The organism is Pantoea sp. C1E2 (genome assembly GCF_056491465.1).
Window position 1 is genome coordinate 104,441 of sequence record NZ_JBSZHT010000004.1, and the last position, 12,567, is coordinate 117,007.

The window sequence follows — 12,567 nt, forward strand, 5'->3', positions numbered from 1 at the left end:
TCAAAAAATTAGTGTTGCTCCCATGTATGGTATTCGCCATTGCGACGTCCCGGTGCCGTTTCGGGCAAGCGCAACAGGCCAATCACGGAAATGACTCCCAGCACCGCAACATACAGTGCCAGCCCGTACCAGTGCCCTTCGGTCACCTGCAGGATTTTCACCGCCACTAATCCGAGTACGCCACTGCCAATTAACGATCCCACCTGCCAAATCACCGCAATCCCGCTACAGCGAATGTGCGTCGGGAACAGTTCCGGGAACCAGGACGCCTGTGGGGCGTAACACATGCTGTGGCCGAGCGTCAGCGCCACAATCATCGCAATTTGCGTCAGCCAGTAGCTGTTTTGCGATAAGGCATAAAAGAACGGCACGATGGAAATCACAATCAGCAGCGCGCCCATCATGTATACCGGTTTGCGGCCGATCCTATCGGATAAGGCACCCATCAACGGAATAGCAAATATCTCGAGAATCACCGCTACGATCATGCTGTTCATCAGTATGCCAGCGTCGAGGTTATTGGCTTTGCCCCACGCAAGGATGATCACCGTGAAAAGGGCAAAGGCGCAGGCCTCGATTAACTTAGCGGCCACACCATTGACCACCAGACGCGGATTGCCGCGTAACACTTCTTTTAAAGGACGTGATTCGGCCGCTTTGGTTTCACGAATAGCGGCGAACACCGGTGATTCATCGATACGTAAACGAATAAACAGACCCACAATCACCAGCAGTGCGCTTAGTAAGAAGGGCACGCGCCAACCCCAATCCATCATTTGATCCGCGCTCAGAGTGGCATTGAGAATGGCAAACAATGCCAGCGGCAGCAGGAACCCCACCGGCGCACCTATTTGTACCCAACTGGCAAAGAAACCGCGTCGTGATGCCTGAGAATATTCGGCGGTCATCAGCACGGCGCCAGCTTGTTCACCGCCCACGCCAAAACCCTGCAGCAAGCGAATAGCGATCAGCAGCACCGGCGCCCAGATGCCAATCTTTTCATAGGTTGGCAGCAGGCCAATGCAGAAAGTGCCGAGACCGACAATCAGAATTGTGGCGACCAATGCTTTTTTACGCCCAACTTTGTCGCCGATATGGCCGAACACAATGCCGCCGATCGGCCGCGCGAGGAAGCCAACAGCATAAGTGGCAAACGCGGCGAGGGTGCTAATCAAAGGATCGTGGCTGGGGAAAAACAGGTGGCCAAAAAACAGCACTGCAGCCGTGCCATAGGCAAAGAAATCATAATATTCCGCGGCGGTGCCAATCGCTGAAGCACTGGCGACACGGCGGATGAGTGAGGTGTGATTTCCCTGTGCCGTTTGGGTCTGAGTAAGGGTAGAAGATGCCATAGCCAAAATCCTGCAGGTTTATAATGTTAGACTACCATACAAGGATGTTTTCTCGTTTGTTGCGCGAATGATCACAGATTTAGGATGGCGCGATTTTACATCCTCGCGTTAAAACCTCTCATCGAATATCGACACGTCATCAAGTTTGTCTCTATTATTTTCGGCCCGTGATAGCGCTGCGCTTATTAATCTTAATGACGTTAAAGTAAAAAATAGACTGGATCTATTTCACTGGAAAGGATGTTTTTCGTTTTTTGAGATCATTAATAATGAGAATGTATAAATCATAATAATTTCAGTAAAGCCTGGACTTTAAACTGAAGCTAACACATTGATATAAATGAGGAGGTAATTACAAATCAATCCCGCATTACTTTCTGATATTAAAGGGTTAATTCTTAATTTGACTTAAACCCCTCCATTCACCTTAACTCCAGCTAGACGTTTTCTTTACGAAATGGTGAGATAACTCGACATAATACGTTCTCCATTCTTGTTCTCACGTTTATTAAATGAACCGTCATGCACGGCGCTGGCTGCCGCGCGATAAATATTATTTTCTCTCTGGAGGAAAGGATGTTGTTTAAATTAAAACCGCTGGTTATCAGCTTGCTGGCTGCACAAGGCATTATTATTCCTGCGATGCAAATCAATGCCGCCGTTATTCAACCCTTTGACCCTGCGAAAAATGATAACAAAGTAGGGGTGTTTTGCGTGTGTAATGGCAGCACCCAGTCGCTAACGGGTTTGCCGCAATTCGCGCCGGGTAAAAGTGGCGAACTGCAGGTCTCCATTGGCGAGTTGCAGGATCAAGGCAGGCTGGTGACAGATAACAACTTATTAGGCAAAGAGAGGCTGAGTTTAGGTGCGCAGGATTTCACTATCTCCGTGCCTAATGAAGATCAACGCTCTTACAGCAATTTTCAGACTTACAACACTGCCGCGTTGAGCAATCTTGCTCCGGTCGATAGCAGCACCCTGGTCACCGATTTCGAAGAGGTGAACAATCAACAGTACATTGATGCGCGTGTCGCCTCGGTGAGTAATGGCACCATTAACGTACAATTAGGCACTGAGGGAGCCAGCACGGTAGCCAATGGCTGGGAGATGGCGGCAAAACAGAGCCGCTTATTTACCGCCAGTAATAAAGGCAATATGAACTGGGATTCGGATAACCGCATTACTTTCACCGCGACGCAGATTCCTGCCGTGTCGCGCTGGGGCCTGAATGTGGACAATCTGGTGACCTATAACGGCGCATTCAGTGTGACCAGCCTGTATGGCGATACTACCGACTTCAACGTGACGTCGTTGGGTGACCTGCAAAGTTACAACGACTGGCTGATAGATCAACTGCGAAACGGCCAAATCAGTTCCGCTGACTACAACAACGAGTTTAATAAAGCGGTAACGCTCAGCAGCGGACAGGTGGTGTGGGGAGTGAATACTCCGGATGAGGATGAAGCCTTCCTGCCAATTGGGGAACGCGTGGTACTCAGCGCGGATGGTGCCAATGCGCATGCTACCGTTGAGGCGGGGAAAACCCTTGAGGTGGCCAATGCCAACGGTGGAGCAATGCGTGCGGACAATGGTGCCACCGCAACCATTAACGGCAAGCTTGCCAGTACCGGCAGCGGAATCACCGATAATGATGCGCTGGTCTTAACCAATGGCAGCAGCGGCATCAATAACGGTGTGATCAATAGCGGTTTCTTCAATAATGCCGATGGCACTGGAATTGATAACAGCACGCTCGGCATAAACGGATTAGCCGTCAACGCCAGCGACAGTCATTTTATCAACAACGGCATTATCAATAGCACGGGATCAGCCGTCCTGCTGGATAACAGCGCTGGTGTGAACAACGGCACTATCAATCTGGTCGGTGACAACGGCAGCGCTACAGCGGTGACGCTGAGTGGTGCTGCGAGCACCTTCACCAACAATGGCACGATCTATCTTGGCCGTACGCCGCAAAATCATCCGGGTGATGCGACCTCTGACATTCTGCTGAATAGCGCCAACGGTATCCTTCAATTGGATAACTCCAGTGCAATCAATAACGGCCACATCGTTATGGGGTCTGGTGTACAAGGTGGCGCGGCGATGAGCGTCAGCGGCGGCGGGGATGCTGTCACCCGTAACAATGGCGTGATTGATGTCAACGGTCGCGGCACGGGTCTGGCAGTGTTGGATTCCGGCAGCGGCGGCCAGGTGGGCAACGCCGGGGTGATTAACCTTAATGGCGATAACGGCACCGGCCTGTTGGTGACGGCGAATGACGGTGGCCTTGCGCACGCCTGGTCCAGTGGCCCAATCAATATTGCCGGGAATGCAAATGTCACAGCAGGGACACGAAACACCGCAGTATGGGTGAAAGGTATCGATAGCGGCGCCGCTTCGGCGGATATCACCGGACCGATCACCTTAAACGGTGCGGGCGCGATTGGGATACGCGCTGAAGGCAATGCCACGGTCAATGTGGCGCAGGCGGCAGTTCCTACGGGTAACAGCGGTGCTAATCAAATCACCTTTCTCGCTATGGGCCCGAACGCGAAGATCTTGCTGCCCGAGAATGGCCACTACGGCGTAACGGGCGATAACGCATCAATATTTCGTGTGCAGGATGGCGCGAAATTTGATGGCAGTGGCATGACGCTAAACTCAAACGGTAACCTTTCCACCGCCGTTCTTGGCAGTGGCGATAACACCACGGTCAGCACCGGCAATGCGATCTTTAATCTCGGCGAAAATGGCATCGGCCTGCGTATTGAGGGCGCGGCTCAGGGCACAATCGACGCGGCAACGACCATTAATATGAATGGCATACACAGCATCGTGGCTCAGGTACAGGGCAATCGTACCGACCTCAACGGCTTAATTACCAATTCCACCAGGCTTCCTTACACCAACACCTTGCTGACCAACAATGCGGACATCCATGGCTCGCAGGATCGGCAGGTTGGTTTTATTGCCAGTAGCCAGGGACAGTTGATCAATAACGGTGATATCACGCTGCAAGGCAGCAACACCACCGGGATCGCATCGCTTGGCGGTAATGCCACCAATAATGGCTCGGTGTCGATTACCAATGGCAGTAGCGGGCTTTACGTCGAGGGTTACACCTACTCGGTTGGCGCAAGTGCAACCAACAACGGTACGATCAACGTCTCCGCAGGTAATGCCAGCGCGGCACTGCCTTCCGTGGGTGGCGTGGCTTATGGTGACGCAGCTTATTTATACCAAAATGGCACCATTAATTTGTACGGTGAACATGCGGTAGGCGCACAGGCGGCTAATGGCGGTAAGGTGGAGATTGGTGAAGGCAGTCAAATTACCTTCCATGCTGCCAATCAAATCGGTTATCAGGCGCTTGAAGGCTTAAGTAGCATCAGTAACAGCGCCAATCTGACGACGGATGCTGAGAATATCTCGTTATTCAGCGCTGGCAGCTACGGCAATATCAATAACCAGGGCACCATCACCGTCAATGGCAATAATAGCCGCGCGGTTGCACTGACGGACGGCGGCCTGCTGATCAACAGTGGTTCGATCTTCGCGTATAAAGGGGTGGCGCTGGATGCCTCATCAGGCTCCTCGACTTATCGACAAAGCAGCGGACAAATCTATTCCGAAGGAACGGCTGCCATTCGCGTCGGCAATGGCGGTTCGCTCAACATTATTGGTGATGGGCAAGGCGATCAGTACAACAGCTACAGCAGCAATATCTGGTCCAGCGGTGACGCAGACACGGTGTTGATTGATAGCGGTGCCTCCGGATTTAGCGCCGATCATGTGGTATTGAGTGGTGCCCGCAATCTTATTAATAATCGTGCAGAAACCAGCAATATCGCCCTGAATTATGTGCGACTGGACGTCAATGGCGGTAATGGCATTCGCTCGGCAACCTCGTTCGGCTATGACGACCATGTTTATCTCAATGTCAGCAGTAACAGCCAGACCAACGCGCCGGGCATCGGCTATCTGTTTGCCAATGAGGATGGTTCTGTCACCCATAACGATTTAACCCTCGGTCCCAATTATTACATTTTCCTTTCGGGTGCCAACACAACCGGTGTACGCGCCAATACTACCGGCAAAGTGATCAACGAAGGCTTTATCGGCGTGTATGACTTTACTGGTGGATCGGCGATTGTTACTGACACGGCCAGTGAGGTGATTAACCGGGGCAATATCGTCTCAAACAGTAAAGTGTCACCAGTGATTGATCTGCGCGGTGGACAGACATTGTTTATCAACCAGGGGCAAATCAGCGCGACTTTCCCGGATATTGAGGTGGTGGCGGGCGGCGCGACCAACGACCGGATTGCACTGATGTCAGGTAGCGTGGTGGGGGATGTGAATACCGGTGCCGGTAACGACATCGTGCAGGTGTCTGGCGGTACGCTGAATGGCAGCGTGACCATGGGGAACGGCACCAACCAGGCGCTGGTGGAAAAAGTAGATTTGGCTAATACCCGGCACATCACCACGCAGAATGGTGCAGGCAGTACGCTGTATTTTAATGACATCAATGCGCGCGGCGGGTCATTCTCTGCCGATGACTTGAGTAAAGGGACCAACCTTGGCGGCGGCTGGAGCACCATTAACTTCAATAACACCCAGTGGACGTTGACCGATAATCTGAAACTGGCGCACAGCACCATCAATATCGATGAAGGTTCAACGTTGTATGCGGGTGATGGCGTCAATCCACTCCTGAGTGGCGCAACCGACGGTTCGCTGGTGGTGAATAATGCCGGTACGCTGGATTTGACCAATGGCAGTAGGGTGCCGGGCAACACGCTGACCATCGATGGGGATCTCAATTCAGCTGGCGGTCATGTGAAGCTGAACACGCAGATTGACAATGGTGTAAGCGACAGCCTGCGCGTGAATGGCAACACCAGCGGCACCACAATGCTGGATGTTAACCCGGTGGCGAACCGCCTGGCGGTTATTACGCCGGAGCAAGGTATTACACTGGCGCAGGTGACAGGCAACGCTGGTGCTAATAGCTTCGTGCTGGCGAATGGCTATGTCGCATCCGGTCCTTATCAATATGGCCTTTACAACAGTTCAAACGGAACCGGTCAGGATTTTCGTCTTGCGAGCAACTTTGTCAGCGAGGCGGCAGGTAATGCGGTGCGTCCACAACTTACGCCTCAGATGCCATCATATATTTCTGCGCCGGTCGGGCTGGCCTACTACAACATGGCGGTGATGGACGATCTGCATAAGCGATTGGGCGAATTGCGCCAGGATTCAGGCAGCAGCGCGGGTAACGGCGGCGAGATGTTTATTCGTTATCTTGGATCCAACCTCACTTACAAGACGGATCGCAGCCTGAGCCAAAACGGCTACGATTTCGATCTTGATTACAGCGCGGTGCAACTGGGCGGCAATCTGATTCATCTGCAGGGCGCCAGCGACAGTTTGCGAGCCGGCGTGGCCTATACCCGCGGTAATGCCCGTATTCGTCCCGATGCAGCGGACGGTTACAGTTCAACCAGCTTCGATAGCGACACCTTGTCGCTCTATGGCACCTGGCTACGTGAAAGTGGCTTCTATGTTGATGGGGCGCTGTCATTCGACTGGCATCGTGGCGATACCGATATTGCGCGGCAGAAAGAGGTGGGCAAACTGAAAGGCAATGGCTGGGGCGCGTCCCTGGAAACGGGCTATCCATGGCAGCTGGGCAACGGCATTCGCCTTGAACCGCAGGCGCAATTAATGTACCTGCAGCTCAACATGGATGATCTGGTGGATCGAGATAACACCCGCGTCAGTTGGGGCGATTACGATCAAACCATTGGTCGCATTGGTGCGCGTTTGGATCGCAGCTGGCAAGATGCAGCTGGGCAGCAATACACGCCTTACATCCGTACCAATTACACGCGCGGTTGGGGAGGGGCCGCGACCACGCGAGCGGGCATTAACGGCAGCGCGGATAGCGTCAGTTTTGACAGCGGGAAGTTTGGTCAGATGTGGGACGTTGGCATCGGTGGCACGGCTGCGCTGAAAGGGAATCTCTCATTGTACGCCGAGGCGGACTATCGCCAGGAAATTGATGGTAACGGCACCAAAGGTTGGCGCTACAACGGCGGTGTTCGCTGGCAATTCTGATTGTATTCACCCCTTACGCCAATAGGCATTGGCGTAAGGGTTTTCTTATTTCCTCGCTCGAATGTTTAAATACATACACGCCGCCATTAATTAATATCGCCCACCTCAACCCAGGGTTATTCGAATCCTTCTTCGCCTCTCTCTCTTTAAATTAACGCTCCCTTTTGATGTTTAACCATCAAAATAAATCAGCCAGAATGCTTGATGTCACATTTCGAAAAATGAATTTCAAATAAAAATTAACATGAAATAAAAATACCGATAGCGTCATTTTCTGTTTTGTTCTGTTGTATTTCCAAATGCATTTTACCAGGAGAGGTTATGGAAAAAGAACTGTATATCTCGACCAACACCGCGTCAGGTCCAAATAGCGTGACGCGAACTGAGCCCTTTGTGAAGATTATTGCACTGGTGGCAACCTTAGGCGGATTATTATTTGGCTACGATACCGGGGTGGTATCGGGTGCGCTGTTATTTATGCGCAGTGACCTGCAATTAACCCCTTTTACCACCGGGCTGGTCACCAGCTCGTTACTGTTTGGTGCAGCGTTCGGCGCTCTGCTTGCCGGGCACTTTGCTGATGCCATGGGCCGTCGCAAAATCATCATTTCACTGGCATTTATTTTTGCCCTTGGCGCAGTCGGTTCCGCCTTTGCACCGGATGTGGTGTCGATGATTGTGTCACGCCTTTTTCTCGGTATCGCCGTGGGCGGTGCGGCGGCGACCGTGCCGGTCTATATCGCTGAAATCGCGCCCGCCAACAAACGCGGCCAACTGGTGACCCTGCAGGAGTTGATGATTGTATCGGGTCAACTGCTGGCCTATGTCTCGAATGCGACCTTCAATGAAATCTGGGGTGGTGAACATACGTGGCGCTGGATGCTGGCACTCTCTACGGTTCCCGCAGTGATGTTGTGGCTGGGTATGATTTTCATGCCGGAGAGTCCACGCTGGCTTGTGATGCGAGGCAATACCCCTGAAGCCAGGCGAGTACTGGAGAAGACTCGTGCGGCTGAAGATGTTGAGTGGGAGTTGGAAGAAATTGAAGAGACCATTGAGGAAAACCGTCAGAAAGGCAAAGGCCGACTGCGCGATCTGCGCACCCCCTGGCTGCGTAAGGTATTTCTTTTAGGGATTGGTATTGCCGCCATCCAGCAGTTGACGGGCGTTAACACCATTATGTATTACGCGCCAACTATGCTGACTGCGACCGGGCTGAGTAATGATGCCGCACTGTTTGCCACCATAGCGAACGGCGTCATTTCCGTGCTGATGACCCTGGTGGGCATTTGGATGATAGGCAAAATCGGCCGCCGGCCACTGGTGTTGGTAGGGCAAATGGGCTGCACGGCGTGCCTGTTCTTTATTGCCGCCGTGTGCTTCTTCATGCCGGAATATCTGGCGGGTGGAGAGGTTAATCTGCTGCGCGCTTATTTGGTATTGACTGGCATGCTGATGTTCCTGTGCTTCCAGCAAGGTGCACTCTCTCCGGTAACCTGGTTACTGCTGTCGGAGATCTTCCCCGCGCGAATGCGTGGAATTTGCATGGGAGGCGCGGTATTTGCTTTATGGATGGCCAACTTTGCTATCTCAATGGCATTCCCGATATTGCTGGCTGCCTTTGGTCTGGCTGGTGCTTTCCTGACCTTCGCAATCATTGGTATTGGCGGCTCGATGTTTGTACTGCGCACCATCCCGGAAACGCGTGGCCGCAGTCTCGAACAGGTCGAGCATTACTTCTTTGCGTTGTACGACGGTAAGCCTTAACGGTGAGGATTCTGTATCTGCATAACGTTGATGTAAATCACTCAACGTTTAAGCAGTACAGATGAAAAAGATAAATTACTATCAAATCAGTTAAGCGCTGCAGAAAAAAGAATTTAAAAAAACTGATAATTATTTCAGGAAATATCATGACGTATAAAATAAGTAATGACCGATTTTGTGTTAACCGTAAAATTGCACCTAATTTAACTATCAATCAGTTTTTCACCCTGGTGAAAGACCTGGGGTTAAATAAAGTTGAAATCCGTAATGATATGAAGGGTGGGAGTGTGACGGATGGTTTAGGTGGCGAAGAAATTCGCAAGCTTGCCGTTGAACACGCACTCACGATTGAAACGATTAACGCAGTCTATCCATTTAACCAATTATCCGATCAGGTATTAGAAAAAACGCGGAGTTTATTAGAAGACGCGCGTGAAACGGGTGCGAAAGCGCTGGTGTTGTGTCCGTTAAATGACGGCACGGTTATCTCCAGCGAACAAACGGTGGCGGCATTACAAACCCTCGCACCGCTATTTGACGAATATGGCATCGAAGGGCTGGTGGAGCCGTTGGGCTTTCCGCAGAGTTCACTGCGTTCAGCGGCGCTGGCACAAAAACTGATTAAGCAGGTGGGTGTGCCATTCAAAATCGTACTCGATACCTTCCATCATCATTTGTATGAAGGGGCAGAGCAAGACTTCGCCAAAGGCATTGACGTCAACAATATCGGGTTGGTGCACCTGTCGGGCGTGACAGATGCACGTCCAGTCGCAGTATTGACCGATGAAGAACGCATCATGCTCAGTGCTGATGATCGGCTGCAATCGAAGCAGCAAGTCCAGCGCCTGGAGGAGATGGGTTACACCGGAGTTTACGCGTTCGAACCCTTCTCGTCAGCGATGGATGCGTGGAGCGAAGCGGATATCGCGCGTGAAATTCGTACCAGCATTGACTATCTGAACCATTAATTTTACTTGTACAGAAGATCGAAGGAACAAACCATGACGCTCAATATTGGTGTAATCGGCACTGGCGCAATCGGCCGCGAACACATTCGTCGTTGCAGTCAGGTACTGCAAAATGCCCGCGTAGTTGCACTGAATGATATCAACCGTCCGAACTGTGAACAGATCATTAGCGATCTCGGGCTTAAAGCCGAGATCTATGACAATGCACATGACCTGATCAATGCCCCGGACGTGCAGGCTATTCTGGTGACATCATGGGGTCCAACGCACGAAGAATTTGTGCTGGCAGCGATTAAAGCCGGTAAAGCCGTGTTCTGTGAAAAGCCGCTGGCGGTGACAGCGCAGGGTTGTATAAATATTGTGGAAGCGGAAATCGCCGGGGGTAAAAAACGGGTGCAGGTTGGCTTTATGCGTCCATATGATAGTGGTTATCGAGCATTGAAAAACGTGATTGATAGCGGTGAAATTGGCGAACCTTTGATGCTGCACTGCGCGCACCGTAATCCGGAAGTCGGCGATTCATACACCACAGATATGGCGATAACCGATACGCTGATTCATGAGCTGGATGTCCTGCGCTGGTTATTAAAAGACGATTACGTCAGTGCTCAGGTGATTTATCCGCGTAAAACTCGTAAAGCCTCATCCCATCTAAAGGATCCACAGATAGTGCTGCTGGAAACGGCGAAGGGCGTACGCATTGACGTCGAAATTTTCGTCAACTGCGCCTACGGCTATGACATCCAGTGCGAAGTGGTGGGTGAAACCGGAATTGCCAGCTTGCCTGAGCCGATGTCCATCCAGACGCGCAGTGCGGCTAAGCTCTCCACGGGAATTCTGACCGACTGGAAAAAGCGCTTCATCGATGCCTATGATGTGGAATTGCAGGATTTCATTAACAATGTGTTGTCTGACAACATGACTGGCCCATCTGCCTGGGATGGCTATGCTGCTGCTGTTGCCGCTGATGCTTGTGTTGCCGCACAGAATAACGGTGAAATTGTGCCGATTACTATGCCTCCACGCCCCGCGTTTTATCAATGATGGATGCAAGGGCGCACCCCTTGTGCGCCCTTGTCAGTAGCCAGCGTCAGCAAGTGTGCTTGATTTATCGTTGGAGATTCACCGCTCAGTGCTGTATAAATATTCAGTTCATTTAAAGCGAGATGGCTTGTTTTGCCTTCTAAAAGGGGTACTTTTTCAGACTTAGATTGAATGTTGCCCACATTTAAATGTCGAAATTTAAGGAAAGGTTGAGTTTTCACTTTGTGTAGGCATCATGTTGAAACGGTTGATGCCCGTTGACGGTTTAAACTTCGTGAAGTCAGGAGATCATATGCCAAAATTTCTGGAGCGTTTTCTCAGCATGCCGGGGCGATTGATGCAATCAATCAACCAGCAGGATATTGAGCAGTCAAATGACAGCAAAATTATCACTGATGCGAACGGTAATGCCTGGTTAAATATGAGTAATCCGCAGGTCCGCGATTCCATGCAGGCTCGCATGAAGGAATTGGCCGCGAAACGTTAAGGATTAACGATGGGTCCGTTGGTGATTATGGTGGTATTGGTCTGTGGCTTTTGGTTTACAGAAAATCATTATCAATCACGCATACGTCAGGCCAGAACTAATGGCTGGACATCGTACTTTTATGTTGCCATGCATGGCTGCAAGTTTGTCATTCAGGGATTTTGCCTGATTCTGTTCATCTACCTGTTTTTACTCATTGTTAGTCTCATTATTTCAATCCCCCATCTGTTTGTGTCCACCTATGGCATCAAAGACTTCTATTCGTGGTTAACGAACAAAACGGCTCTCTCATATCCACTGTTTTTCATTCTCTCTTTGTGTGCAGGATGTTTTATCGCCTGGAGGGCAGGTGATGCCGCACAAAAATCCTTGCGTGACGAACGCGTCCGTCAGGCCGCCTATCGTGAAATGGCTGCCATGGATGCGATTGAATCCCTGCTGGTTCAGGCTATTGATGAAGACATGTTGATTTTCGTTACGCTTAAATCACGCAAGGTCTACATTGGTTATGTCGCCGCACCCCGTATAGAGCACAGTCTCACCCAGCACCTTTCAATCATCCCTTGCATCAGTGGCTACCGGATAAGGACACGTTGTATTATCACGAACAACATCGTTATTACGAACTCTATCTGAAGAAGGGGATTACGGCGGACTCAAAGGGATTGAACCTGCAACATTTCCGGCATGTGATACCAATGAATGAGGTTGAAGCCATTTCGTTATTTGATACCAGCACTTACCAATGTTTCGATGAATTCATCAACAACAAGTCTGAACACGCCACCAGCGAGTGACGCTGTCACCCTAAGCTGACACTCAC

8 protein-coding genes are annotated in these 12,567 nt (G+C 51.0%); 6 read left to right on the forward strand and 2 right to left on the reverse strand.

Annotation, left to right across the window (positions count from 1 at the left end; translation table 11 throughout):
* Positions 1-8: 8 nt before the first annotated feature.
* On the reverse strand, positions 9-1,352 hold the full coding sequence (locus tag ACXI0A_RS21935) for an MFS transporter (protein WP_224933218.1): 1,344 nt from the start codon (positions 1,350-1,352) through the stop codon (positions 9-11).
* A gap of 576 nt (positions 1,353-1,928) precedes the next feature.
* Between ACXI0A_RS21935 and ACXI0A_RS21940 the strand changes: the two genes are divergently transcribed.
* The 4 genes from ACXI0A_RS21940 (at position 1,929) to iolG (ending at position 11,257) form a co-directional block, all read left to right on the forward strand.
* Positions 1,929-7,478, forward strand: coding sequence for an autotransporter outer membrane beta-barrel domain-containing protein (locus tag ACXI0A_RS21940; protein WP_476145877.1), 5,550 nt, complete (start codon positions 1,929-1,931; stop codon positions 7,476-7,478).
* A gap of 321 nt (positions 7,479-7,799) precedes the next feature.
* Complete coding sequence (locus ACXI0A_RS21945) at positions 7,800-9,245, forward strand: sugar porter family MFS transporter (protein ID WP_224933216.1); 1,446 nt, start codon at positions 7,800-7,802, stop codon at positions 9,243-9,245.
* A 146-nt stretch (positions 9,246-9,391) separates the two neighbouring features.
* Positions 9,392-10,213 carry a TIM barrel protein gene (locus ACXI0A_RS21950; protein ID WP_476145875.1) on the forward strand — a complete coding sequence of 274 codons (822 nt, stop codon included), beginning with the start codon at positions 9,392-9,394 and terminating at the stop codon, positions 10,211-10,213.
* 33 nt (positions 10,214-10,246) lie between these two features.
* The gene (gene iolG, locus ACXI0A_RS21955; RefSeq protein WP_476145873.1) at positions 10,247-11,257 is read left to right on the forward strand and encodes a bifunctional inositol 2-dehydrogenase/D-chiro-inositol 1-dehydrogenase; all 1,011 of its coding nucleotides are present in this window, start codon (positions 10,247-10,249) and stop codon (positions 11,255-11,257) included.
* On the opposite strand, the gene ACXI0A_RS21960 is transcribed toward iolG, so the two are convergent.
* A complete protein-coding gene (locus ACXI0A_RS21960) occupies positions 11,251-11,478 on the reverse strand; it encodes a hypothetical protein (protein WP_476145871.1) in 228 nt (75 codons plus the stop codon). The two genes, iolG and ACXI0A_RS21960, sit on opposite strands and share 7 nt — an antisense overlap.
* 71 nt (positions 11,479-11,549) lie before the next feature.
* Between ACXI0A_RS21960 and ACXI0A_RS21965 the strand changes: the two genes are divergently transcribed.
* Positions 11,550-11,744, forward strand: coding sequence for a hypothetical protein (locus tag ACXI0A_RS21965; protein WP_034830156.1), 195 nt, complete (start codon positions 11,550-11,552; stop codon positions 11,742-11,744).
* A gap of 9 nt (positions 11,745-11,753) precedes the next feature.
* Positions 11,754-12,380: a hypothetical protein gene (locus ACXI0A_RS21970; protein WP_476145869.1), complete on the forward strand. Its 627-nt coding sequence runs from the start codon at positions 11,754-11,756 to the stop codon at positions 12,378-12,380.
* Positions 12,381-12,567: the final 187 nt, after the last annotated feature.

Coding starts and splice junctions, on each gene's coding strand:
- ACXI0A_RS21935 (WP_224933218.1), bottom strand. CDS start 1,352: ATGGCATCTTCTACCCTTACTCAGACCCAAACGGCACAGGGAAATCAC.
- ACXI0A_RS21940 (WP_476145877.1), top strand. CDS start 1,929: ATGTTGTTTAAATTAAAACCGCTGGTTATCAGCTTGCTGGCTGCACAA.
- ACXI0A_RS21945 (WP_224933216.1), top strand. CDS start 7,800: ATGGAAAAAGAACTGTATATCTCGACCAACACCGCGTCAGGTCCAAAT.
- ACXI0A_RS21950 (WP_476145875.1), top strand. CDS start 9,392: ATGACGTATAAAATAAGTAATGACCGATTTTGTGTTAACCGTAAAATT.
- iolG (WP_476145873.1), top strand. CDS start 10,247: ATGACGCTCAATATTGGTGTAATCGGCACTGGCGCAATCGGCCGCGAA.
- ACXI0A_RS21965 (WP_034830156.1), top strand. CDS start 11,550: ATGCCAAAATTTCTGGAGCGTTTTCTCAGCATGCCGGGGCGATTGATG.
- ACXI0A_RS21970 (WP_476145869.1), top strand. CDS start 11,754: ATGGGTCCGTTGGTGATTATGGTGGTATTGGTCTGTGGCTTTTGGTTT.